General features: G+C 50.8%; 24 protein-coding genes and 1 tRNA gene. 13 read left to right on the top strand and 12 right to left on the bottom strand.

Annotated elements, in window-relative coordinates; genetic code table 11:
• The first annotated feature begins 9 nt into the window (after nucleotides 1-9).
• The 4 genes from glyS (at nucleotide 10) to FAH67_RS08210 (ending at nucleotide 4,046) form a co-directional block, all read left to right on the top strand.
• Nucleotides 10-2,073 (top strand): glycine--tRNA ligase subunit beta, encoded by a 2,064-nt coding sequence (gene glyS, locus FAH67_RS08225; RefSeq protein WP_003682655.1) that lies wholly within the window; start codon nucleotides 10-12, stop codon nucleotides 2,071-2,073.
• 162 nt (nucleotides 2,074-2,235) lie between these two features.
• Nucleotides 2,236-3,315 (top strand): iron-sulfur cluster carrier protein ApbC, encoded by a 1,080-nt coding sequence (gene apbC, locus FAH67_RS08220; protein ID WP_039864444.1) that lies wholly within the window; start codon nucleotides 2,236-2,238, stop codon nucleotides 3,313-3,315.
• Between the two features lie 59 nt (nucleotides 3,316-3,374).
• Nucleotides 3,375-3,450 (top strand) — tRNA-Lys (locus FAH67_RS08215).
• An 80-nt stretch (nucleotides 3,451-3,530) separates the two neighbouring features.
• Entirely contained in the window at nucleotides 3,531-4,046 is a 516-nt protein-coding gene (locus FAH67_RS08210; RefSeq protein ID WP_003681370.1) for a hypothetical protein, read from the top strand.
• A 465-nt stretch (nucleotides 4,047-4,511) separates the two neighbouring features.
• On the opposite strand, the gene FAH67_RS08205 is transcribed toward FAH67_RS08210, so the two are convergent.
• The 4 genes from FAH67_RS08205 to FAH67_RS08190 form a co-directional block, all read right to left on the bottom strand.
• Nucleotides 4,512-5,765 (bottom strand): ABC transporter permease, encoded by a 1,254-nt coding sequence (locus FAH67_RS08205; RefSeq protein ID WP_003681372.1) that lies wholly within the window; start codon nucleotides 5,763-5,765, stop codon nucleotides 4,512-4,514.
• A complete protein-coding gene (locus tag FAH67_RS08200; RefSeq protein ID WP_003681374.1) occupies nucleotides 5,762-6,676 on the bottom strand; it encodes an ABC transporter ATP-binding protein in 915 nt (304 codons plus the stop codon). Before FAH67_RS08200 ends, FAH67_RS08205 begins: the two co-directional genes overlap by 4 nt.
• A gap of 108 nt (nucleotides 6,677-6,784) precedes the next feature.
• On the bottom strand, nucleotides 6,785-7,783 hold the full coding sequence (gene darH, locus FAH67_RS08195) for a BtrH-related acyltransferase DarH (protein ID WP_003681376.1): 999 nt from the start codon (nucleotides 7,781-7,783) through the stop codon (nucleotides 6,785-6,787).
• A gap of 71 nt (nucleotides 7,784-7,854) precedes the next feature.
• Complete coding sequence (locus FAH67_RS08190; protein ID WP_039864220.1) at nucleotides 7,855-8,703, bottom strand: RnfABCDGE type electron transport complex subunit B; 849 nt, start codon at nucleotides 8,701-8,703, stop codon at nucleotides 7,855-7,857.
• 187 nt (nucleotides 8,704-8,890) lie between these two features.
• Here FAH67_RS08190 and FAH67_RS08180 point away from each other — a divergent pair, with 187 nt between their 5' ends.
• On the top strand, nucleotides 8,891-9,358 hold the full coding sequence (locus FAH67_RS08180; protein ID WP_039864212.1) for a YchJ family protein: 468 nt from the start codon (nucleotides 8,891-8,893) through the stop codon (nucleotides 9,356-9,358).
• A 264-nt stretch (nucleotides 9,359-9,622) separates the two neighbouring features.
• On the opposite strand, the gene FAH67_RS08175 is transcribed toward FAH67_RS08180, so the two are convergent.
• Nucleotides 9,623-10,411, bottom strand: coding sequence for an inositol monophosphatase family protein (locus FAH67_RS08175; RefSeq protein WP_003681383.1), 789 nt, complete (start codon nucleotides 10,409-10,411; stop codon nucleotides 9,623-9,625).
• Between the two features lie 164 nt (nucleotides 10,412-10,575).
• Between FAH67_RS08175 and FAH67_RS08170 the strand changes: the two genes are divergently transcribed.
• From FAH67_RS08170 to FAH67_RS08155, 4 genes are all read left to right on the top strand, one after another.
• Nucleotides 10,576-11,301 (top strand): 16S rRNA (uracil(1498)-N(3))-methyltransferase, encoded by a 726-nt coding sequence (locus tag FAH67_RS08170; RefSeq protein WP_003681385.1) that lies wholly within the window; start codon nucleotides 10,576-10,578, stop codon nucleotides 11,299-11,301.
• 82 nt (nucleotides 11,302-11,383) lie between these two features.
• Complete coding sequence (locus tag FAH67_RS08165; RefSeq protein WP_003681387.1) at nucleotides 11,384-11,674, top strand: acyl carrier protein; 291 nt, start codon at nucleotides 11,384-11,386, stop codon at nucleotides 11,672-11,674.
• Entirely contained in the window at nucleotides 11,671-12,729 is a 1,059-nt protein-coding gene (locus FAH67_RS08160) for a beta-ketoacyl synthase N-terminal-like domain-containing protein (RefSeq protein ID WP_003681389.1), read from the top strand. Before FAH67_RS08165 ends, FAH67_RS08160 begins: the two co-directional genes overlap by 4 nt.
• Nucleotides 12,711-13,400 carry a hypothetical protein gene (locus tag FAH67_RS08155; RefSeq protein ID WP_003681391.1) on the top strand — a complete coding sequence of 230 codons (690 nt, stop codon included), beginning with the start codon at nucleotides 12,711-12,713 and terminating at the stop codon, nucleotides 13,398-13,400. Before FAH67_RS08160 ends, FAH67_RS08155 begins: the two co-directional genes overlap by 19 nt.
• A 67-nt stretch (nucleotides 13,401-13,467) precedes the next feature.
• Here the strand turns inward: FAH67_RS08155 and FAH67_RS08150 are convergent, their stop codons facing one another.
• From FAH67_RS08150 to cyaY, 5 genes are all read right to left on the bottom strand, one after another.
• Entirely contained in the window at nucleotides 13,468-14,316 is an 849-nt protein-coding gene (locus FAH67_RS08150) for a hypothetical protein (protein ID WP_050772635.1), read from the bottom strand.
• Nucleotides 14,317-14,470: 154 nt separating this feature from the next.
• A complete protein-coding gene (gene luxS, locus FAH67_RS08145) occupies nucleotides 14,471-14,977 on the bottom strand; it encodes an S-ribosylhomocysteine lyase (protein WP_003681396.1) in 507 nt (168 codons plus the stop codon).
• Between the two features lie 21 nt (nucleotides 14,978-14,998).
• Nucleotides 14,999-15,418 (bottom strand): DUF2251 domain-containing protein, encoded by a 420-nt coding sequence (locus tag FAH67_RS08140; RefSeq protein ID WP_003681398.1) that lies wholly within the window; start codon nucleotides 15,416-15,418, stop codon nucleotides 14,999-15,001.
• A gap of 25 nt (nucleotides 15,419-15,443) precedes the next feature.
• Nucleotides 15,444-16,460 (bottom strand): YeiH family protein, encoded by a 1,017-nt coding sequence (locus FAH67_RS08135; RefSeq protein ID WP_039864215.1) that lies wholly within the window; start codon nucleotides 16,458-16,460, stop codon nucleotides 15,444-15,446.
• A 26-nt stretch (nucleotides 16,461-16,486) separates the two neighbouring features.
• A complete protein-coding gene (cyaY, locus tag FAH67_RS08130; protein ID WP_003681401.1) occupies nucleotides 16,487-16,810 on the bottom strand; it encodes an iron donor protein CyaY in 324 nt (107 codons plus the stop codon).
• Between the two features lie 71 nt (nucleotides 16,811-16,881).
• Here cyaY and lptM point away from each other — a divergent pair, with 71 nt between their 5' ends.
• Both lptM and lysA read left to right on the top strand, forming a co-directional pair.
• A complete protein-coding gene (lptM, locus tag FAH67_RS08125; protein ID WP_039864217.1) occupies nucleotides 16,882-17,052 on the top strand; it encodes an LPS translocon maturation chaperone LptM in 171 nt (56 codons plus the stop codon).
• A gap of 10 nt (nucleotides 17,053-17,062) precedes the next feature.
• Nucleotides 17,063-18,283, top strand: coding sequence for a diaminopimelate decarboxylase (gene lysA, locus FAH67_RS08120; protein WP_003681405.1), 1,221 nt, complete (start codon nucleotides 17,063-17,065; stop codon nucleotides 18,281-18,283).
• Between the two features lie 102 nt (nucleotides 18,284-18,385).
• On the opposite strand, the gene FAH67_RS08115 is transcribed toward lysA, so the two are convergent.
• Both FAH67_RS08115 and FAH67_RS08110 read right to left on the bottom strand, forming a co-directional pair.
• On the bottom strand, nucleotides 18,386-18,613 hold the full coding sequence (locus FAH67_RS08115; protein ID WP_003681407.1) for a SlyX family protein: 228 nt from the start codon (nucleotides 18,611-18,613) through the stop codon (nucleotides 18,386-18,388).
• Nucleotide 18,614: 1 nt separating this feature from the next.
• Nucleotides 18,615-19,988 (bottom strand): Na+/H+ antiporter family protein, encoded by a 1,374-nt coding sequence (locus FAH67_RS08110; protein WP_003681408.1) that lies wholly within the window; start codon nucleotides 19,986-19,988, stop codon nucleotides 18,615-18,617.
• Between the two features lie 364 nt (nucleotides 19,989-20,352).
• Between FAH67_RS08110 and FAH67_RS08105 the strand changes: the two genes are divergently transcribed.
• Nucleotides 20,353-21,672: an MFS transporter gene (locus FAH67_RS08105; RefSeq protein WP_003681413.1), complete on the top strand. Its 1,320-nt coding sequence runs from the start codon at nucleotides 20,353-20,355 to the stop codon at nucleotides 21,670-21,672.
• Nucleotides 21,673-21,991: 319 nt separating this feature from the next.
• Complete coding sequence (gene adhE / locus FAH67_RS08100) at nucleotides 21,992-24,607, top strand: bifunctional acetaldehyde-CoA/alcohol dehydrogenase (RefSeq protein ID WP_003681415.1); 2,616 nt, start codon at nucleotides 21,992-21,994, stop codon at nucleotides 24,605-24,607.
• The last annotated feature ends 58 nt before the right edge of the window (nucleotides 24,608-24,665 follow it).

Raw genomic sequence — 24,665 nt, 5'->3', positions numbered from 1 at the left:
GATAAGCACATGACAACCCAAACCCTTTTAATCGAACTTCTCACTGAAGAACTCCCGCCAAAAGCACTCAATAATCTGGGCAACCATTTTGCCGCCGCCGTTGCCGAAGGCTTGGAAAAAGCGCAACTGGTTGACGGCGCAGCCGAATTTACGGCTTATGCCTCGCCGCGCCGTTTGGCGGTCCAAGTCAAAAACGTCAAAGCCGTTCAAGCCGATCAGAAAATCGTGAAAAAAGGCCCTGCTGTGGCGAATGCCATGAAAGACGGTGCGCCGACCAAGGCTTTGGAAGGTTTCGCACGCGGTGCTGGGGCGAAAATCGAAGATTTGACCATCGTCCACGACGGCAAGCAGGACGTGTATGCCTACGAATACGTCCAAACCGGCAAACCGCTGGGCGAGCTTTTGGAAGACATTATCAATGCCGCAGTGAAAAAACTGCCGATTCCGAAAGTGATGCGTTGGGGCAGCAGCACGTTTACCTTCGTGCGCCCTGTTCACGGGCTGATTGTGCTGCACGGCAGCGACATCGTAAACGTCAGCGTTTTGGGTCTGCAAAGCGGCAATCAAACCTTGGGACACCGCTTCCTCTCCGACGGAGAAATCACTATTACAAACGCCGACAGCTACGCCGAACAAATGCGCGAGCAAGGCAAAGTGGAAGCCTCGTTTGCCGAGCGCAAAGCCGCGATTCAGACGGCATTGGAAGGGCAGGCACACCGTCTGAACGCGACCGTTGCCGCCGATGAAGCATTGTTGGACGAAGTGACTGCATTGGTCGAATGGCCTGTGGTATTGGAAGCCGGTTTTGAAGAACACTTCCTCGCCGTGCCACAAGAATGTTTGATTCTGACCATGCAGCAAAACCAAAAATACTTCCCGCTGCTCGATCAAAACGGCAAGCTGATGAACCGCTTCCTGCTGGTCTCCAACCTGCAAACCGAAGACCCGTCGCACATCATCCAAGGCAACGAACGCGTTTTGCGCGCGCGCCTGTCTGATGCCGAGTTCTTCTACAAACAAGACCAAAAAGCGACTTTGGAAAGCCGCCTGCCCAAGCTGGCAAACGTGGTTTATCACAACAAAATCGGTTCGCAAGCCGAACGCATCGAACGCCTGCAAAGCATTGCCGCCCACATCGCTAAAGCGTTGGGCGCAGATGCCGCCGCCGCCGAACGCGCCGCGCGTCTGGCAAAAGCCGACTTGGTAACCGAAATGGTCGGCGAGTTCCCTGAATTGCAAGGCACCATGGGCAAATACTATGCCCGTTTGGACGGCGAAACCGAAGAAATCGCCGAAGCCATCGAGCAGCACTATCAGCCGCGTTTTGCCGGCGACAAGCTGCCCGAAAGCAAAATTGCCGCCGCCGTGGCACTGGCGGACAAGCTGGAAACCCTGGTCGGCATTTGGGGCATCGGTCTGATTCCGACCGGCGATAAAGACCCCTACGCCCTGCGCCGCGCCGCCTTGGGTATTTTGCGGATGCTGATGCAGTACGGTTTGGACGTGAACGAACTGATTCAGACGGCATTCGACAGCTTCCCGCAAGGTTTGCTCAACGAAAAAACGCCGTCTGAAACCGCCGACTTTATGCAGGCGCGCCTTGCCGTGTTGCTGCAAAACGATTATCCGCAAGACATCGTTGCCGCCGTATTGGCGAAACAGCCGCGCCGTTTGGACGATTTGACTGCCAAACTGCAAGCCGTCGCTGCGTTCAAACAACTGCCCGAAGCCGCCGCGCTCGCCGCCGCCAACAAACGCGTGCAAAACCTGCTGAAAAAAGCCGATGCCGAGTTGGGCGCGGTTAACGAAAGCCTGTTGCAACAGGACGAAGAAAAAGCCCTCTTTGCCGCCGCACAAGGCTTGCAGCCGAAAATCGCCGCCGCCGTTGCCGAAGGCAATTTCCAAACCGCCTTGTCCGAACTGGCTTCCGTCAAACCGCAGGTCGATGCTTTCTTCGACGGCGTGATGGTAATGGCCGAAGATGCCGCCGTGAAACAAAACCGTTTAAACTTGCTGAACCGTTTGGCAGAACAAATGAACGCAGTTGCCGACATTGCGCTCTTGAGTGAATAAGGCCGCGTTTCAGTTGACTCTCTTTTCAGGCTGCCCGATGTTTCAGGCAGCCTGAAGTTTTTCGGACGTATCCCTTGCATGGCGTTCAAGGGTATAATTCGGCAGATTTGTCGCACGACAAATCGCGCACATAAACAATTTCCCACATTCAAGAGGCAGATTATGAATATCCCAGCCATCCGAACCGCACTCGATGCCGTATTGATTCCCCACACAATGCGCACCTTAGGCAGCGAAAAAGCCGTTACACTCCTTGAAGAGCGTTCAGACGGCCTACATATCGGCCTGAAATTTGCGTTCCCGGTTGCCCATATCGCCGCAGACATTGCCAACGCCCTCCAAGAAGCCGTCATGGCGCATACCGGCGACACTCATATCCATTTGAGTATCGATACCGAAATCGGTACGCACAAAGTCCAACCCGGCGTGGCGACCATCAAAGGCGTGAAAAACATTATTGCCGTTGCATCCGGTAAAGGCGGTGTCGGCAAATCAACGACCACTGCCAACCTTGCTACCGCAATGGCCAGAATGGGTGCGCGTGTCGGCGTACTCGATGCCGACCTGTACGGCCCAAGCCAGCCCACCATGCTCGGCGTACAAGACCGCAAACCCGACCAACAAAACCAAAAACTCATTCCCGTTGAAGCCGAAAGCGGCATTCAAGTGATGTCTATCGGTTTTCTGGTCGATACCGACCAAGCCATCGTTTGGCGCGGCCCGATGGTCAGCCAAGCTTTGCAACAGCTTATGTTCCAAAGCGAATGGGACAATGTCGATTATCTCTTCATCGACCTGCCGCCGGGTACAGGCGATATCCAATTGACCCTGTCGCAAAAAATCCCCGTGACCGGCTCCGTTGTCGTCACCACGCCGCAAGACATCGCCCTGATTGATGCACGCAAAGCCGTGGATATGTTCAATAAAGTCAATATCCCGATTTTGGGCGTTTTGGAAAACATGTCTGTCCATATCTGCTCCAACTGCGGCCATGCCGAAGCAATCTTTGGCGCAGAAGGCGGTAAAAACTTGGCAGAGCGTTTGAACGTACCGTTGCTCGGCCAGCTTCCGTTGAGCCTGCCTGTACGCGAAGCCATGGACAGCGGCACATCTTCGGCCTTGTTTGAAAACAACCAAACCATCGCCGACATCTACACCGAAGCCGCATTCCAAATCGCGCTGGCCATTGCCGATAAAGGCAAAGACTTCAGCAGCCGCTTCCCGAAAATCGTCGTCGAATAAAAAAGTTTAAAAAAGGTGTTGACAGCTGTGTGACACGTCTCTATAATGCACAGCTTATCGGGTCGTTAGCTCAGTCGGTAGAGCAGCGGACTTTTAATCCGTTGGTCGAGCGTTCGAATCGCTCACGACCCACCAAATATGAAAACCTGCTTTGAAAAAAGCAGGTTTTTTTACGTTTGGATTTTAGGATTTTGTTGAAAATATAAAGTTATCTTATGTATAGTAATAAATTAATAACCCTGTTTTTTCTATTGCCTTTATTGTGCCATGCAGTTGAGTTTGATGAAACTCTATATAACGACTGTAAAGATAGAGCTATGTTATGTGTTGCTAGAATTTATTCTCCCAAAGGCAATAACTATAAATCTATGTGGTATGACGACAATGGCAAGTTAGCATTTATAGCCTTTACTAATCAACAAATGGAAAATCAAGGTCGCCCATCTCTAGCGATGTTTATTAGTGATGACAAAATATCTGATACCAATATTGATGAATTTTTAGCATCTTTCGATCCTGATAAATATCGAATATCTCATGATCCAAGATATAAATTTTTACCATTAATATGTCGAACTCATTGTGATCCTTATTCTCTTTTTAATATTGATAACAAATTTAAACCTGATGATAAAGATAAAATCTTTTTTTCAATCCCGACAGATGACACAGATTTTTATAAGAGTTTTTATTTGAATAAGGATTATATAGAAGGTTTGTATCCTCATTAAATGTGGTAATCTTTATTAGATAGTGATGGTTTTGTCATGTGGCTTGGACGCAATTGATTATGCAGAATGCCTCCGCAGATCAAAAAAGGACAACCTAGAAATATTCAACCATTTATTGAGGATTTGTAAAATTAAAATTAGATTAATGGCTGACTATTTTTGTTATCCATTATGGCATGATGATGGTATTAATATGGGAGATATTGGCCCGGCCAGCTTACCAATTTCCAATGAATTAAAGGAGACAAAATAATGCTTGCTCAAATCGAACTCACACCCGCACACGCCGAAACTTTGGCGCGTTTGGAAAAATCGACAGGAGAAAGCCGCACCGTCCTGCTTTGTTATTGAAACAATTACATAGCACATTAAGCATCAGGCCATCTGAAAGATATTTTCAGACGGCCTGATGTTTTATAGGAATGGTTTTGAGAAATAAGTTTTCTACTTAGGGCAGACAAACGTTTAAAACCTTACCTGCGTCTGCAACTGCCTACGATAAACCAATACGGCAGCAGTCAGCGTGGCACAAGAGAATGCGGACAATAAAAGCAGATAACGGCTGATTCCGTCCAGTCCGCTGCGGTTGAGCAGCAGTTCCTGAAAAGCCTTCAAGCCCCAAGCCATCGGGGAAATCCAAGTGAGTTGCTGCATGGTTTCGGGCATGACGTGGGCGGGCACCATAATGCCGCCGATTGCCGCCATCAGGATAATGCCACCACCACCGAGTACGACGGCATGTTCGGTGGATTTTGCGCAGACGCTGATTAACAGCGCGTAGCCGAGTGCGGCGGCGCTGACAGCGGCGGACAGCAGCCCGTAGGGAACAAGGCTGCCGTTGAGTATGAGGGCGGGTACGCCGATTTCGGGCAGCAGGTAGCGGCCGAGCAGCAGCATTCCGACAAACTGAAGCTGGTTAATCAGGAAATAGGGGACGAGTTTGGCGGCAATCAGGCCGGATGCGGAAGCACGGGCGAGACGCAGGCGGGTAATGGTGTTGGTCTGGCGTTCCAGTGCCATGACGTTCGACAGCGGTATCATGATGAAAAACATACCGAAAATCAGCCATGCGGGTACGCTGTGCTGTACGGCGTTGGGTTTTTCAACCTTGCCACTGCCTGCGCTCAGATAGTGTTCTTCCAGCATTTTTTTATCTAGAAAGCTGCGCACGGCGGCGAATTGCTCGTCGTTTTTTTCATCGACTTTTTTCTGGATGTCTTTGCGGATGGCGCGGGGCAGTTTTTTATTATCGATTTTGATGCCGTCGTTGTTGTCGAAATAAGCGTCCAAGCGTGTTTCGGTATAGTGCTGCTGCAAAACGCCTTTGACTGCCGCCAGCCATGAAGGCTCGGTATCGGGCGGTACATAGATTTGCAAGGCTTTGTTGTCGGCGATTTTGCCGGAAGCGGGGTTCGGGTTGTGCAGCACCAGTTGGAAACGCTTGTCGTGCAGACCGTTTTGCGCGTCGGTCAGTTTTTCAGACGGCATCAGCGTGACATGAATCTGTTCTTTTTCCAACGCGGTGGCCAGTGCGGTATTGACGCTGTCGTCTGCCGCGCCGACCAGCGCAATGCGGCTGTCGGTGTGCGGGTCTTGGTCGCGGCTCAGCGCCAACGACATAATCAGCATAAAGGCGATGGGCATCACAAACAACACGGCCAAACCGTGCAGGTCGCGACAGAGCAGTTTGAGTTCTTTGAGGAGGGAGGAAATCGTCATTGTGGATTTTGCTTATCTGTTGCCGGTTCGTCTTTGCGCAGGAAATCAAGGTAAAACGTTTCCAGCGAACCGTGTCCCTGCTGGAAGTAGCGGATTTGCGCGCCGCTTTGTTGTAGGGCGGCGTAAACGGCGGCGGCATCGTGTGTCGTTTCCATCATGCCGCGGCTGTCCACTTGCTTGGCACCCAAAGTGGCCAGCGTTTGAGGTGGCAGCGGCGGTTCGACGGTAAAGCGCACGACACCGGTTTGCGTACTTAAAAGCTTGTCCAAACCGCCGTGATACACCAGTTTGCCGTGTTGTAGCAGCGCGATTTTACCGCAAAGCTGCTCGATTTCCGACAGATAGTGCGAGGTGTAAACCACCGTTACCCCCTGCCGTGTCAAATCCGCCACGCTGTCGAGGATAAAGCGGCGCGACTGCGGGTCGATGCCGACCGTGATTTCGTCGAGGAACACCAGTTGCGGCGTGTTAATCAGACCGATGGCAAAATTCAGACGGCGTTTAAGCCCGCCTGAAAGATGCTTTGCTGCTTTGTTTTTGTGGGCGGTCAGGTCGGTCTGTTCCAACAGCGCATTCAGACGGCCTTTGTCGCGCACTTTGTAGAGCGAGGCGAAAAACAGCAGGTTGTCCCACACAGAAAGCTGCGGATAAAACGCGAAATCCTGCGGCACCAAACCGATTTTCTGCCGCTCGCTGCGGCTCAACAGGCGCAACGGCTTGCCGTCAAACAAAATTTCGCCCTGCCGTACTTCCTGCAAGCCTGCCAAAAGCGACATCAGCGTCGTTTTCCCTGCACCGTTGTGACCGAGCAGCCCCAAACATTCGCCGTCGGCAATATCGAACGACACATTGTCCAGCGCGGCAGTTTCGGCTTTGGGATAATGGTGGGAGAGGGATTGGATTTGAATCATGGTTTCAGACGGCCTTAGTATCGGTGGAGCATAGTGAAATCGCTACGGCATCGGTTTACCTGTGCACAAACGTTTACAGAAAATTTATCGATACCGCATGATTCCCCATTATTTCAACAATCCGCGCCACAAGGCTTCTTCATCATCTGCAATCTTGCGCAGAAATTCGGCAATGTTACGGCAGCCGTTTTCGGATGGTTTTTTGCACTGTTTCACGCACATCGCTGCAAACTGCCGCCATTGGTCGCCGATGGCGGTCATTTGTTCTGAGGCCGTCTGAAATGCGGGGTTGTCGCAGATACGGGCGGCCTGTTCGAGGAAGTAGGCGTAGATGTAGCGGAAACCTGCGCCGCCGGTGCCGATTTCTTCCTGCATCCGCACCAAATGGCCGAGAAACAGTTTTTGGTATTTCTCATTTTGTTTGGCGGGCAGGGATTCGATTTTTTTGGCCAGCGTACGGATGCCTTTTACGCCGATGAAAAAGACCGGTGCGAGCATATGTTTGGCGTTTTTGCGTATGGCTTTGCGGATAATGGTGGGCAAGTCTGCCATGATTTTTTCAGACGGCCTGTTGTCTTCCAAGGTGTACATCATGCCTTTTGCCGCCAATACGCCTTTGGCGAAGCGTGCCCGTTGCAAATCTTCGGCGGCGCAGCGCTGCACGGTTTCAAATACGGGGTCGCTGATCAGGTAGTCGTTACCGTCTTTGCCGTACACTAAAAGATTGTGTGCGTTGAAATGGAAGCGCATTTGCGGCGGGAAGTAGGGCAGCCAGAAGACGGAGGTTTGCAAACCGGCCAGCTTGCCTGAGAACAGCGCGGCATCCAATGCGGCTTGTCCGCTTTGTGCGTCGGAAAATTTGCGGACGGATAATTTCAGCCCCAATGCTTTGCAGGTGTTTTTGATGATACCGCGCGGTGCGATGCGGTAGGAAACCAGCGGCATGCCATTTAATTTGATCAGCGGCATCCAGACAAATGTCAGCGCGTGGGCAATGCCGAAAATCATGGCTTCGTCTAAATTGTGGCCATGGTATTTGAGCAGGGTGGACATCACACCGCTTTCACAATGGGCGGTATGCTGGTGTGGAAATTCTTGTGTGGTCATAAAGTTATTGGTTTTCGTGCAATGTTTTCAGACGGCCTGATGCGGTTGGAATGGGTTTGTTGTTTTGGAAATCAGCGGGCTTCTTTGGCTGCTTCCTGCTCGGCTTTGTAGCGGCGCAAAAATTCGATGGCGGCGGCTTTTTCGGCTTCGTTGCCGTATTTGGCATCACGTTGGGCGCGGCGCAGTTCGGCGCGCTCTTTGGCTTCTTTGATTTGACGCGCTTTGAAGTCTTCGCGGTTGTCGGAGGAGACGAGTTTGTCCTGTTGCGATTGCGCTTTGGCCATGGCTTTGGCAATCAAATCCAGGGGGTTGAATGCGGCGCTTGGTGCGGCTGTTTGGCTTTGTGCCTGTGCGGCCTGTTTGGCTTTGACGGCGGCTTCGCGTTGCGCCAGCAGGGCTTTGCGTTCGGCATCATCGCGCTGTTTGCGCGCGGTATGGCGTTCAAAACGGTTTTGTGCGTGTTCGGCGGCGGCAAAGCGCGGTTCGGCAGAGGTGCTGAAACGGCGTGCGGACGGCAGGAAGGGCTGCGATACGGGAACCATGTCGATGCAGTCGACGGGGCAGGGGGTAACGCACAAGCCGCAGCCGGTGCATTCGTCGCTGATGACGGTGTGCATCAGTTTGGATGCGCCCATAATGGCATCGACAGGACAGGCGCGGATGCAGGCGGTACAGCCGATGCAGACGGCCTCGTCAATCAGGGCTACGGCTTTGATTTGTGTTTTTGCCGGGGCGAGATAGGGCTTGCCCAATAGGTCGGCAACGTCTTTCATGACGGTTTCCCCACCCGGCGCGCACAGGTTTACCGGCGCTTCCCCTGCCGACAGGGCGCGCGCATAGGGTAAGCAGCCTCCATAACCGCACTCACGGCATTGGGTTTGCGGCAACAGGCGGCTGATGCTTTGAATGGGAATGGTCATCATGGGTAGTCAAAATCGAAAAGGCGCATTATATCAGATTGTTGCGTTTATTTTGGCGAAACATGCTGTGTCTGTTTTAGTGAAATTCACTGCGCTCGTTTTAGCGAAACTCGCTACGCTCGTTTTCAGACGGCCTGAGTCGGGTTTACGTTATAATTTTGAAATGGATTTATTCGGGTAATTAGGAATGACGGCTACACTTTGCCCCTGTCAGTCGGGGCGTGTTTATACGGAATGTTGCGCACCGTTTCATGCGCGTGAGGCGGCGGCCTCGACGGCGGAAGAGTTGATGCGTTCGCGTTACAGCGCGTATGTTTTGCAGGAAATCGACTATATCGTGGACACGACTGTCCCTGTGCAGCAGAATTTGTTGGACAAGCAGGATTTGGCGGCATGGAGTAAGCAGACGCAGTGGTCGGGATTGAAGGTTGTCCGTCATGTGCCGTTTGGCAAGCTGCATGCTTTGGTCGAGTTTGAGGCGTATTTTGAAGAGAATGGGCAAACCGAGTGCCATCATGAGTTGTCGGCATTTGTGAAAATAGACGGGCGTTGGTACTTTATTGATCCGACCGTTGCGTTACCGACGATGAAACAGCCTTGTTTGTGCGGTTCGGGCAAAAAGTTTAAGGCGTGTTGCGGACAGTTTTTCAAATAGTCATGTAAACAGGCCGTCTGAACGTTCAGACGGCCTGAGCTGTTTTTGCAGATAAAAAAAACCATTCATACTAAGGGAGAAGTATGAATGGCCAATACATTGCGGGAAAACGTCTTACTTGCTGCACCGCCCAAAAGGGATGAAAGAGCGGTGTTGTGTCAGCGATTAATATTCTACCGTTTTTGGTGTTAAATTATGTTAAGAAGTAAAATAATTCAAATAAGTTGCAAGATAATCGTGATTTTTTGAAGATAAACGGTATTTTTACTGATTTTCTCGAATCCATTTCACCCATTGTTGAAACAGCTCGGGTTGCAATGCGGCGATGACGGAACGCTTGAATACATGTTCGCCGCTCCAAAAATCGTCGCCTTCCAAAGTGGTCAGGCAGCCGCCGGCTTCTTCAAAAATCAATGCGCCGGCAGCGTAGTCCCACAGCTTTTGTCCGCCGTGGATGTAAATATCGTAGCGGCCGCTGGCAAGGTAGCACCAATCGAGCGTGCTGCTGCCCATGCTGCGGATTGTGCCGAATGGGGCAAGGGTATTCATGCGGCTGGCGAGTTTGCCCGAACGCAGGTATTTGATTTCTACGCCGGCAATGGATTCGTTGAGTTTTTTGTTTTCGGAACGCAGCGGCAGCGGCGTACCGTTGAGGAATGCGCCTTTGCCGCGTTCGGCGTAGAAACATTCGCCGCTGACCGGATTGTAAATCACACCCAATTCGGCGTGGCCGTTTTTAACCAGTGCGACGGATACGGCAAAATGCGGCAAACCGTTGACGAAGTTGTTTGTGCCGTCGATAGGATCGACAATCCATAGGCCGTCTGAATGTTCGTTCCACAAACGGGTTTGCTCCTGAACGCTCATCTCCTCGCCCAACATCGGACAATCTTCCAATAAGGGCAGGGCGGCGGTAAAAGCGGTTTGTGCGGCCAAATCTGCTTCACTTAAAACCGAGCCGTCTTCCTTGCGTCGTGACGGCGTGTTCAGAAAACGCGGCATGACTTCGGTTTGGGCGATGTGGCGGACGACTTTCTGTAAACGGTATAGCACGGCGTATCCTTGTTTTTTGCAGTTTTGCGTGACAGTGGATTAAAATTCGTGAAGTTTTCAAATTATAGTGGATGAAATCGAAATCAGGCAGGCAAGTGTATGTCGCCGTGTTTCAATTTCGTTCACGAAAGCTCAAATTATATACATGAATAAAGCAGGAAACCATGCCCCGATTTTATGTTGATTTTGCCTTAAGCCCCGACAGCGTGGTCGAATTGCCCGATAATGTGGTGCGCCATTTGAATGTATTGCGCGTGAAAAACACGGAAGAAATCGTGTTGTTTAACGGCAATGGCAAGGCATATCCGGCTTTGCCCGAAGTTTTGGAAAAACGCCGCGCCAGCGTGCGCATTTTGCGTGAAGAGGCAACGGACAACGAATCGCCGCTGAACATTACGTTGGTACAGGCGGTATCCGCCGCCGAGCGCATGGATTTCACTTTGCAGAAAAGCGTGGAATTGGGCGTGGCAGAAATCCGCCCGGTCATCAGCGAACGCTGTGTCGTCCGCTTGAGCGGCGAACGTGCTGAAAAGCGGGTAGAGCGTTGGCAGGAAATCGTTGTTTCTGCGTGTGAACAAAGCGGCCGCAATATTGTGCCAAAGGTTTTGCCACTGACGACTTATGCACAGGCTCTGCAACAGTTGCCGCAGGAAACGACCAAACTGTTAATGAGTTTGAACCGCGCACAAAAACTGAGCGATGTTCGGCCGCAATCCGGTAAGGTCGTGTTTATGGTCGGCCCGGAAGGTGGCTGGACGGAGAAGGAAGAGCAGCAGGCATTTGATGCCGGTTTTCAATCCGTTACGCTTGGCAAACGGGTGTTGCGTACCGAAACCGCCTCACTTGCGGCCATCGCCGCCATGCAGACGCTTTGGGGCGATTTTGCATAAAGTTCAGGCCGTCTGAAAACGAGCGTAGCGAGTTTCGCTAAAATAAGCTGTTGCTTCAAGAGATAAAAATGGGAGTTTAAAAATGTCTTACACCTTTACACTGGCCGAGCACGATCTGGAAGCGGAATTGAAAAAGCTAATCGTGCAAGAGGCCGATAAGGCCGACGATGTGGATATGGATGATTTCACCGACGATGCACTTTTGTTTGGCGATGACAGTCCGGTCGGTTTGGATTCGCTTGATGCGCTACAAATCAGCGTTGCCTTGCAACAGTATTTCCAAGTGCGCCTGCAGGGCGACCGTATGGTGCGCAAACATATGATGTGCGTACGTGATTTGGCGGCGTTTATCCGTGCGGAGCATGGCGCATGAGTTGGGTTTGCGGTACGGCGGCCACTTCTGCCTTGAATCCGCAAGCGGATTTCAGACGGCCTGACGCGGTGTCTTATATGTTTTTAAACCAACCGCAGCAGGCTGCTTATTTTCGTGCATTCGCCGACGACAGTTTGGGGCGGAAGGAATTTGCGGATATCGCCGAACAACATTTGCGCCGAGCCGCCGAAAATGCAGGCTGGCCGTCTGAAAGTTGGCATGATGCGCCGGTGTTTATCGGTTCCAGTTCCTATTCCATCTCCGAATATGAAAACCGCCATTTTGCGGGCAATAGGGTGGAAGAAGAACACAATTTGCTTTATCTCGCCGAAGATTTGCGCCGGCGCAGCGGCAATCGGCAGATTTTCAGTTTCGCTACTGCCTGCACTTCATCTGCCCATGCGCTGATTCAGGCGGATAATTGTTTGCGTGGCAGGGTGGAGCGTGCCTTTGTGCTTGGGATTGAAAGCCTCAATCGGCTGACTTTGCTGCATTTTCACAGCTTGGGTTTGCTGTCCAAACAGTATCAGCCTTTTGGCGGAAACGGTTTGATTTTAGGCGAAGGTGTTGCCGCACTTGCCTTATCTTCCACTGCTCCCGAATCTTCTTCAGGCCGTCTGAAACTTATCGGACACGCTGCCAATACAGGCAATGACCTGATTCAAAGCGATGGCCAAGCGCAAGAGCAGGTGATGCGCCGTGCGTTAGATATTGCAGGCATCGCTCCTGAAAGCATTACAGCCGTTAAAACACACGGTATCGGCACAACTGACAGCGATGCTGCCGAATTGGCCGCACTGGAAAATATATTCGGTACACTGCCGCCTTTGATGGCGTTCAAGCCGCAAATCGGACACACGCTTGGCGCAACGGCAGCCCTTGAAACGGCCCTGCTTTTATCCGCTTTAAAACAAGGCGGAAGCAACGATTATCAGGGGCAGGAAATTCGTTTTTCCGAATGCGCTGTTTCACAAAAAGGCGGCTTTTTCTGTTTGGCCAATCAGTTTGGTTTTGGCGGCAGCAACACATCTTTGGTATGGCAATGGCAACCGTAAATCCTAATATCCGTATTACCGCCGCCGTGCGTTTTGATACTGATGCCGGCACCGGCGGTAAAATCCTCAAACAAACCTTAAAGCAGCAAAGCGGTATAGATACCCGCCGCCTCAGTCGCTTGAGTTTGATTGCCGCACTTGGTGCAGGGCAGCTAAAGGAACAAAGCAAAATCCGTTCTGATTGCGCTGTTTTTCTCGGTACGCCATTTTCTTCGCCATCCATATTTGAAAAAATGGCAGACAATGTGCTGAACCATTACGCCGCGATGCCGTTTGATTTTATTGCCAACCTGCACAATTCCCCCGTTTTTCATGCCGCGCAAGCGTTAGGCACGCATGGTGCAACTTTGGTTGTGGCTGCCGACAACAATGTAGATACCTGCTTTCATCCATTATTGCTGGCAATGCAGTCTTTGCAAAATGGCGGACAAGCTGCGGTTGGCTGGGCATACGAACATCAAGCGGCTCATGCCGATACTCATGAAGGCAGTATTTGGATTGTGCTTGAAGCCGGTGCAGAGCAGGGTGTTCCCGTTGTGTTGAATGATGAAGGTACTCAGACTGATAGGCCGTCTGAAAAGCCGCAATATTATTGGCAAAATATCGCCGATTGGATAGAAGCAGTAATGGCGCAAGAGGGTAGGGATGTGAAGAAATATACTTTGGCGTGATCGGCAAATGATTTTAGAGAAAGTATTTGTCTATTGAATAAAAAAGGTTTACGTCATTAAAAACCAATTAACGAGACATCTCACCTTGAATAGCGCGGATATTCGCTTTACGGGCGTTGATGGTACGGGTCAGCTGTTGGATTTTAATCTGATCGCCTTTTTGTTTGGCCGCATTCAGCTGGGTTTGAAGGCGGATGATAGCGGTCTGTTCGTTGCGAATTTCCCCTTGTAATACCTGTTTACGTGTTTCTTTAGGTTTGGGTTGTGGTGCAGCAATGGTTGCGGGAATGGTACGAACCGGTGCTTTGCGGTGGATGTATTGCTGGCTGTTTTGCTTGGCCTGACGTTTCTGTATGCTGTTGCGTAGGAGGATATTCAGACGCGGATTAGCAGCTTCGGCAGTATTGGTAACGCCACCGATCGGACCATTTGGCAGAATTTTGATGTCGTTATCGACATCTTTATCACTGAAGAGTGCATCAGTGGTTGGTCTATATGCTTTGGACAATGGGGTTTTGGTAGGCTTCGTTGGAGTTGCTGTCGCTGGTATGGGTTCGGTCGGCTTGACCGAGTCTGTCAGTGCGAAAATCTCGGTTGTAGATCCTGTTGATATATTGGTTTTGTCGGACGATGCAGAAGAGTTTTCAGCTTTCGGATCTGTTTGTTGTTCTGTAAGAGTCGAATTCAAATTTAGCTGCTCAGCGTTTGTTTGAGATACATTTGTTTCTACTAGGTTGTACGAATCGGTAACGCGGCAGGTATTGTTTATCTGGTATGAAGCATAAACGGTGATGCCTTCAACATTGCAGACATACTCGGCAGCATTGGCGGCGGCAGGGAGGGTCAGGCTGAGGGCAATGGCGGTTTTGCAGAAAAACGGTTTCATAAAGGCAATAGAATCAGGTTGTTTGTTCAAAGTGCAATTATACTATGTACACTGTCAGCATCCGCCAACTTATTTTTAGGCGGTGTAAAACTATGGCTGAAAGGTTGAAAATTGGAATAAAAGATTTTAGGCCGTCTGAAACTTGTCATATAAAGTTTCAGACGGCCTTTACTGTCATGGCGGATTAAGCGTTCAACAGACTTTCGTCCAATGTCAGCTCTTCGTTTTTATTGACGGCGACTTTGCGTGCCAAAACGTTTTGGGCGATTTCGTGTGCTTCGGCAAGCGAGTGCATCAGGTAAGTGCCGCATTGGTATTCGTTCAACTCGGGGATTTTGCTTTGGTCTTTGACATTGGCCACATCCTGCATCGAAGCCAGCCACGCATCGGCAACCTGCTGCTCGGAAGGCGTACCAATCAAACTCATATAAAAACCGGTGCGGCAGCCCATCGGGGAAATGTCGATGATTTCCACGCCGTTGCCGTTCAAGTGGTCGCGCATAAAACCGGCGAACAGGTGCTCCAGCGTATGAATGCCTTTTTCAGGCAGGATTTCTTTGTTGGGAATGCAGAAACGCAGGTCAAACACGGTAATGGTGTCGCCTTTGGGCGTGGTCATGGTTTTCGCCACGCGTACGGCGGGGGCGTGCATACGGGTGTGGTCGACTTTGAAACTGTCTAACAGGGGCATTTGGTTATCCTTTTGAATGGTTTATGTAGGTTTTCGGGAGAGGATTTTGTCCAGCAATTCATCGTCCAAGACGCGGTTTTCGACTTTCACCCATTCGCCGCCTGTTTCAGGGAAGCCGTTGCGGCAATATCCTGCCTGTTCGACAAAATCATAGACAGCATGAATGTAGTCGTTGATACACAATGCGGCTATGGTGCAGGCATCATCCCATAAAATCAAGACATGATTGGGGATATGTTTGTCGGATACATCTTCGACATTGTAGATGTGCAAGGCATCTAGAATCCCGTCTTGCGAAGCGGCATAGAAGTAGCCTGTGTCGCCGTCGTCTTCAAAGACAACACCATAAGGGACATGTTCGAAAAATGATTGTAAAACTTCGGGCGTGCCGACAGTAAAGTCTTTAATTTCGGCAGTCCGATATAGAGGTAATTGTGCCATTGGGTAATGCTCTCTTTAGTGAATTTTATATTAATTTTGATATTCCATAGTTCACTAAAAATCCACCAACCACTAGCCATAAATAAGTTAGTATTCCTAAAACAAACGGTTTTAATCCTGCCTTTTTGATTGCGCTTGCTTGCGTCGTTAAGCCAAGCGCAGCCATTGATGAAATTAATAAGAAAGAATCGATTTCAACGAATAATTTCACGAGTTCTTTTGGTAATAAATCAAAAGAATTAAAAATGGCAACACCAATAAAAAGTACAGCAAACCAAGGAATTGTAATTTTGTGTGATGTATTTTCTGATACTCCATTACTACGTGTTAATAACCAAGAAAGCATTAATAAAAAGGGGGCGAGCATCATCACTCGGATCATTTTGGAAATGACGGCAGTATTCGCCACGATAGGATCAATATTTTCCCCAATCGCATAAACTTGAGCCACTTCGTGTACACTAGAACCAACATAAATACCGAATTGATGGGCGTTAATTAAATGTTGTGACCACGTGTAGAACAAGGGGTAAGTAAAAATAGCAAGCGTCCCGAAAATGACCACTACGGCAATCGCCACTGAAACTTTATGGGATTCTGCTTTGGTAACAGGCTCTGCCGCCATCACTGCTGCCGCACCGCAAATGCTGCAACCTGCTCCAGTGAGATAAACCAATTGTTTATCCATTTTTAGATAACGAATGCCTAAAAGTGCGGTAAAAAAGAAGGTTGAAATTAGCATAATTGCATCGGTAACGACTGCATTTAATCCTACATCGGCAATATCGCCAAAAGTGAGGCGGAAACCATACAGCACAATGCCTGTGCGAAGAAGCGTGCCTTTGGCAAACAAAACGCCTTTTTCCACTTGTGTTGAAAATTGCGGATAAATGGTATTGCCGATTGCCATACCTAGTAGGATAGCAATAATTAAAGCACTGATATGATAATGATGGGAAAAATCAGTGTTTCCTAAATAGTTAGCAAGTATAGCGATAATCGCGATAAATATCAGTCCGAAATAAAAGGGACGTGTGTTCATTTTTTCTTTCCGTGATAACACCCAAATCACAATTCCGCAATTTCCACCGCTTCGCCCGAAGCCGCGCTCAGGGCTTCGTTTAAAACGTCATAAAAATCGCGTCCGTCGCGCGTTGCCAGCCATTTGCCGTTTTTCTCGGCGAAATGGTAGCCGCCGCTTTTTGCGGCAATCCACAATTCTTGGTTGGGCGTGTGGCGGTTGACGATGATTTGCGTGCCGTTTTCGGCTTCGATGGTCAGGACGTTTCCGGCAAACCGGCAGTCGAAATCCCAGCCGTTTTCGTCAATTTGGTCTTCGATATGTTCAAATAATGCTTCGCTCGCGCGGATAAACTCGCTTTCGGTCATCATGGCTTTTTGTGTGTTTTTTGTTTAAGATACCGAATCTTGCCACATTCGTAATGATGAAGAAAGTTTTACTGATGAAATACGGCGTATTTTTTGCAGCGGCAACAGCTCTGCTGCTCTCTGCCTGCGGTTACAAAGGCGACCTCTACCTGCCCAAAGAAGGCGATACGGCGCGTTTCGGCGCAATCCAAACCGGTTTGCAGCTTCAAAGCAAGCCGCAATCTGCCCCACCAACCCGAAAATGAAAACGAAGATATGACCCTATTTTGCGAACAAGTCCCCTACCCCCGCCTTGCCGAAGAATTCGGCACGCCGCTTTATGTGTACAGCCAATCCGCGCTGACCGAAGCATTTGAACACTACCAAACCGCGTTTGCCACTTTAAATCCGCTTGTCTGCTACGCAGTGAAAGCCAATGGCAACCTGAGCATCATCAAGTACTTTGCTTCTTTGGGGAGCGGTTTTGACATTGTGTCCGGCGGCGAATTGGCGCGCGTTTTGGCGGCGGGCGGCGACGCGGCGAAAACCATATTTTCAGGTGTGGGCAAAAGCGAGGCGGAAATCGAATTCGCGCTGAATGCAGGCGTGAAATGCTTCAATATGGAAAGCATCCCCGAAATCGACCGCATTCAAAAGGTTGCCGAACGCTTGGGCAAAACCGCGTCCGTCTCCCTGCGCGTCAACCCCGATGTCGATGCCAAAACCCATCCTTACATCTCCACAGGTCTGAAAGCCAACAAATTCGGCATCGCCTACGCCGACGCGCTCGAAGCCTACCGCCACGCCGCACAACAGCCCAATTTGAAAATCGTCGGCATCGACTGCCACATCGGTTCGCAACTGACCGACTTAAGCCCGCTTGTCGAAGCCTGCGAACGCATTTTGATTTTGGTTGACGCGCTTGCCGCCGAAGGCATTGTGTTGGAACACTTGGACTTGGGCGGCGGCGTCGGCATTGTTTACCAAGACGAAAATGTGCCTGATTTGGGCGCGTATGCCCGGGCGGTTCAAAAACTGATCGGCACACGCCGTCTGAAACTCATTCTCGAACCCGGCCGCAGCTTGGTCGGCAACGCAGGCGCGTTGCTGACGCGCGTCGAATTCGTCAAACATGGCGAAGAGAAAAACTTTGTGATGGTCGATGCGGCGATGAACGACCTCATGCGCCCCGCTCTATATGATGCCTATCATCACATTGAAGCGGTTGAAACCAAAGACATTGAGCCTCTGACGGCCAATATCGTCGGCCCGATTTGCGAAACCGGCGACTTCCTCGGCAAAGACCGCACCATCGCCTGCGAAGAAGGGGATTTGCTGCTTATCCGCAGCGCCGGTGCGTATGGCTCAAGCATGGCGAGCAACTACAACACGCGCAACCGTGCGGCGGAAGTATTGGTTGACGGCAGCGAGTGCAAACTTATCCGCCAACGTGAAACCGTCGAACAGCAAATGGCCAACGAATTGGCTTGTTTGTAAGGTTTGATTGTTTCAAAGGCCGTCTGAAAGCTTGATTGACTTTCAGACGGCCTTTGTTATGAAAGAAAAGGGCATGTATCCAATACGCCCTTTTTCAGTTAATCAATAATGCGGCGGAATTTCATCGCGCAGGCTGTACGGTTCGCGTTCGCCGTTTGCGCCTTTGTCCAGCATCCGTTGATACAGAAGCCGCAGCTGGCCTTGCTGCAAATCCAAAGCCTGCTGCATCTTGGCAATGGTGTCGTTCAGGCTGCCGATTAAATCTTCCTGCAAGGCCGTCTGAATTTCCAGCTCTGTGATGCGGTGTTCCAATTCCTGAATATCGCTCATATTACAGCACCATCGCGGCAATCCAGCCGGCAGCCAGCAGCGGGATATTGTAGTGGATAAAAGTCGGGATAACCGAATCGCGGATGTGGTCGTGTTGACCGTCGGCGTTCAAACCCATGGTCGGGCCGAGTGTCGAGTCGGAAGCAGGGGAGCCTGCATCGCCCAGCGCACCGGCGGTACCGACGATGGCGACGGTTGCCATAGGCGAGAAGCCCAAGCTAATGCATAAAGGCACATAAATCGCGGAAATAATCGGCAAAGTCGAGAAGGACGAACCGATGCCCATGGTCACCAGCAAGCCGACGCACAACATGGTCAATGCCGCCATGCCTTTATTGCCGCCGAACAAAGCCATGCTGCGTTCGACCAAAGGCTGAATGTCGCCGGTCGCGTTCATTACAGCGGCAAAACCTTGCGCCGCAATCATAATAAAGCCGACCATCGCCATCATTTTGATGCCTTCGCCGAAGACATCGCTGGCGGCGGAGCGGTTCATCACACCCAACATCATAAACACGGCAAAGCCCAACATAGCACCCAACACCAGCGAACCATCATACAAAAGCTGAATGGCAAAACACACGGCAATCGCCACGGCCGCCACCAAGCTGCGATAGGTTGACGGCTCTTGTTGTTGCACTGCCGCACGGTTGTCTTCCGTGTCAGTGGTATTGTTTTGATAAATGCGCGGTTTGCGGTAGTGCAAAAAGGCCAGCAGCAAGCCGGACACCATGCCCAAAGCCGGAATCGCCATTGCGTGCATCACATTGATGCCGCTGGTGTCCATGCCTGCCGAGCGGATATTACCCAACATGATGTCCTTCAAGAAGATGGCGCCGAAACCGTAAGGCAGGAACATATAAGTCGTTACCAAGCCAAACGTAATCACACAGGCCACCAAACGGCGGTCGAGTTTCAAACGGTTGAACACCAACAGCAGCGGTGGAATAATCATCGGGATAAACGCAATATGAATCGGCACGACGTTTTGGCTCATCACGCCCATGCACAAAATAATCGCCAGCAGCAGCCATTTGACCGCGCCTTCGCCTTTCGCATTGCCTTCGCCGCCGTTGAGTTTGCGGATAATCACGCCGGCGAGCTGTTGCGGCAGGCCGGAATGCGTGATGGCCATGGCAAACGCGCCGAGCATGGCATAAGACAGCGCGATTTGCGCCCCGCCTTTCAGGCCTTCGTTAAAAACAGGAATAATCCCTTGCTGCACCACATCTCCGGCCGCGTTGGTTACATTCTCCAAAGGCATACCGGCCACCAAGCCGCCGACAAACGCGCCGACAGCCAAGCTGAGCACCACATGCACGCGCGATAAAGACAGCACAAGCATGATGATGACCGCAATTACAACCGCATTCATATCGTTCTCCGTTGTTCAGACGGCCTGTTATGTAAAAACAGGCAATCATCTGTTTACATATTACAAATAAACATCATAACCCAAGCATGAAGCCTTTGCAAAAAACGGCAGGCCGTCTGAAAACCAAACCAACGACTTTCAGACGGCCTGAAGTAATTTCTTGTTTCATGTTTCAATATGGTATGCGGTTTATCGCCAAGATTAAGATATTCAAATAATAGCCAAAAAACGCGTGCTTCCTATTCTTTGCATATTGTATAAATGTTAAAATCGACATAATGCTCTATTTTTAGGTTTGTCGCTGAAACTAAAGCAGTTATTTATAAAATCTAATTCAATAATACACAAACAAAGAAAAGAAACTATGGATATTCTGACGCGGCTGCACAATCTGCCGCCTTCCCGCTTTCATTACAAACTGTTAGTGCTGGTCGGCATCGGTTGGCTGTTTGACGCCATGGATACAGGCTTGGTGTCGTTTGTATTGCCGGCTTTGGGCAAAGATTGGGCGCTGGCTCCGGCGCAGTTGGGCTGGATTGTCAGCATTGCCTTTGTCGGCATGGCTTTGGGCGCGGTATTCAGCGGCTGGTTGGCGGACAGGTTCGGACGGAAAACCGTTTTTGCCGGCACAATGGTGGTGTACAGCATTGCCACAGGTTTGTGCGCGCTTGCGCCTGATTTGACGGTTTTGCTGGTGTGCCGCTTTTTTGTCGGCGTCGGTTTGGGCGGCCAACTGCCCGTCGCCGTGTCGCTGGTCAGCGAATATGCGCCGCCGAAAGTACGCGGCCGTTTTATTGTGTTGTTGGAAAGCTTTTGGGGCTTGGGCTGGCTATCGGCCGCGCTGGTGTCTTATTTCTTTATTCCGCAAACCGGCTGGCACAGCGCGTTTTTATTCGGCGCCTTGCCCCTGTTTTATGTACCGTTGGTGTTGAAATTCGTTCCCGAATCCGTGCCTTATCTGCTTTCCCGTGGCAAAACCAACGAAGCGCACCGTTTGGTATCTGCGCTGGAAATTCAATCGGGCATCACGCCGCCGACAGAAGCCGTTGCCGCACCGGCCGCACCGCGCGAACGCATCCGCTTCGTTCAGCTTTGGCAACATCCGTTTGCACGGCGCACGCTGATGTTGTGGTTGGTTTGGTTCGGCATTGTGTTTTCGTATTACGGCATTTTCACTTGGTTGCCCAAATTGCTGGTCGAGCAGGGCAATACCGTGGTCAAAACCTTTGAATATGTGCTGGTGATGATTGTTGCGCAACTGCCCGGCTATATTGCCGCCGCGGCTTTGGTGGAAAGAATAGGCCGCAAAGCAACGCTGGCAGGCTTCCTGGCCGCTTGTGCCGTGTGTGCATGGTTTTTCGGGCAGAGTACAACTGCGGCCGAAGTCATGATCTGGGGCAGCCTGATGTCCTTCTTCAACTTGGGCGCATGGGGCGTTTTGTACACCTACACCCCCGAACTCTACCCCTTGCGCTTCCGTGCCTTCGCATCCGGCTGGGCAGGCGCCATCGGCCGCGTCGGCGGCATACTCGCCCCGATGGTAGTGGCGGCGATGGTGAGCAACAGCGGCGGCTTCGGCAATATCTTTATGATGTTTGCGCTGGTTATGCTGCTGATTGTGGCGGTAATCTTGGTATTGGGTGAAGAAACCAAAGGCCGTACGCTGGAAGACATCAGCCAATAAAAGGCATACATGAAAAGGCCGTCTGAAAAATATTTTCAGACGGCCTTTGTTTTATTTTGAGTATGTAATTTTAATACATTGATTTTCTGTTCTTATTTTAATATGCGGGGAAAGCGACCAAGAATGACCGTCTTCAGTTGTGTGAGGGTGAAGTCATTATACTTCAATAAATTAAAATGAATAAATGATAAGAAGGCCGTCTGAAAAGTTCAATCATGGTTTGTGATGTAGGTCAAAGCAGAATGTAACTAAATTACTTATAGTTATCGTAGTGAAAATTTATTGACATTGTTGCCACCTTTTATTAAGGAGATACACCATGAACGCATCAGCCGACAACGTCGTCAGCCCAGCCGTAGCCGAGGTAAACAGCCTGGTTGAAAAGGGTTTGCGCGCGTTGGATGAGTTTCTTAAGTTGGATCAGGAGCAGATTGATTTTATTGTGGCCAAAGCCTCTATCGCCGCACTGGACAAACATGGTGTGCTCGCCATGCACGCGGTAGAAGAAACGGGACGCGGCGTGTTTGAGGATAAGGCGACGAAAAACCTGTTTGCCTGCGAAAACGTCGTGCGGCGCCTGCGCGATTTGAAAACCGTGGGCGTCATCAGCGAAAACGATGTAACCGGTATTACTGAAATTGCCGATCCGGTCGGCGTGGTTTGCGGTATTGTGCCAACGACTAATCCGACTTCCACCACCATTTTCAAATCCCTGATTGCGCTGAAAACCCGCAATCCGATTATTTTCTCGTTCCATCCGTCTGCCCAGCAGTGTTCCGCCCATGCCGCGCGTATCGTGCGCGATGCGGCGATTGCGGCCGGTGCGCCGGAAAACTGTATCCAGTGGATTGAAAAGCCTTCTATGGAAGGCACTTCCGCGCTGATGAAGCATCCGGGTGTGGCAACGATTTTGGCGACCGGCGGCAATGCGATGGTGGAAGCCGCGTATTCTTGCGGCAAACCTGCGCTCGGCGTCGGGGCGGGCAACGTACCTGCCTATGTTGAAAAAACGGCGGACATCAAACAGGTGGCACACGATATTGTGATGTCGAAATCTTTCGACAACGGCATGGTGTGCGCCAGCGAGCAAGCGGTGATTGCCGATAAAGAGATTTACAAAGAGTTGGCCGAAGAATTCAAATCCTACGGTGTGTACTTTGCCAATAAAAAAGAAAAAGCCATGCTCGAAGAGTTTATCTTCGGCGTAACGGCAAATTGCGCCAGCTGCGGCGGAGCGAAACTCAATTCTGCGGTAGTGGGCAAACCGGCAGCATGGATTGCCGAACAGGCCGGGTTTAAAGTGCCTGAAAAAACCAACATCATCATCGCCGAATGCCGCGAAGTCGGCCCGAACGAGCCGCTGACCCGAGAAAAACTTTCACCTGTTTTGTCCATGATTAAGGCGGATTCGACCGAACAAGGTTTGAAGTTCGCCGAAGAAATGGTTGCCTTTGACGGCTTGGGACACTCCGCCGCCATCCATACCGCCGACGAAGAATTGGTCAAAACGTTCGGCTCACGCGTCAAAGCCCTGCGCGTGATTTGGAATTCGCCTTCTACTTTCGGCGGCATCGGCGACGTTTACAACGCCTTCCTGCCTTCTCTGACCCTCGGTTGCGGCTCTTACGGCAAAAACTCTGTCGGCGGCAACGTCAGCGCGGTCAATCTGTTAAACATCAAAAAAGTAGGCCGTCGGAGAAACAATATGCAATGGTTCAAAGTGCCCGCCAAAATCTATTTTGAACGCGATTCCATCCAATATCTGCAAGACATGAAAGACTGCGAAAAAGTCATGATTGTGACCGACCGTTCGATGGTCGATCTGGGCTTTGTCGATAAAATCACCAACCAACTGCATCAACGCAAAAACAAAGTGACTATCCAGCTGTTTACCGATGTCGAAGCCGATCCGAGCGTCCAAACCGTCTATAAAGGCACGGATTTGATGCGCAGCTTCCAGCCCGACACCATCATCGCGCTGGGTGGCGGTTCGCCAATGGACGCGGCCAAAGCCATGTGGCTCTTCTACGAGCAGCCCCAAGTCGATTTTGAAGACCTAGTCCAAAAATTCATGGACATCCGCAAACGCGCGTTCCGCTTCCCTGAATTGGGCCGTAAAGCCAAATTCATCGGCATTCCTACTACATCGGGCACCGGCTCCGAAGTCACGCCGTTTACCGTCATCAGCGACGGCGACAAAAAATATCCGATTGCCGACTACTCGCTGACACCGACCATTTCGATTGTCGATCCTGCGTTTACCATGACTGTGCCGGCAGGCGTAACCGCCGATACCGGTTTGGACGTATTGACCCACGCCGTAGAAGCATACGTTTCCGTACTGGCGAACGACTTTACAGACGGCCTCGCCCTGCAAGCCATCAAGCTCGTGTTCCAATACCTCGAACGCTCCTACAAACACGGTGCGGCCGATCCCGAAGCGCGCGAGCATATGCACAATGCTTCCACCATCGCAGGCATGGCGTTTGCCAATGCGTTCTTGGGTATCAACCACTCGATGGCACACAAAATCGGCGGCAAATATCACGTTCCGCACGGCCGTGCCAACGCCATCCTGCTGCCGCACGTCATCCGCTACAACGGCACTCGCCCGCAGAAAACCGCCACCTGGCCGAAGTACAACTACTATAAAGCCGACCTGAAATATCAGGAAATCGCCCGTACCTTAGGCCTGCCGTGTGCCACCCCCGCCGAAGGCGTAGAATCCTTCGCCCGCGCCTGCCATGAGCTGGCGGTCAACGTCGGCATCAAAATGTCGTTGAAAGAGCAGGGCATCGATGAGAAAACCTTCCTCGACGGCAGAAAAGAGCTGGCCATGATGTCTTTTGAAGACCAATGCACCCCGGCCAACCCACGCCTCGCCATGGTGGCCGATATGGAAGAAATCCTGACCAAAGCCTACTACGGCGAATAAAATCGGGCAGTTAAAAAGGCCGTCTGAAACCTGAATATAGGGTTTCAGACGGCCTTTC

It is taken from the genome of Neisseria flavescens (assembly GCF_005221285.1).
Taxonomy (GTDB): domain Bacteria; phylum Pseudomonadota; class Gammaproteobacteria; order Burkholderiales; family Neisseriaceae; genus Neisseria; species Neisseria flavescens.
The sequence above is the reverse complement of the archived record's forward strand: the minus strand, read 5'-3'. Positions and strand labels throughout refer to the sequence as shown.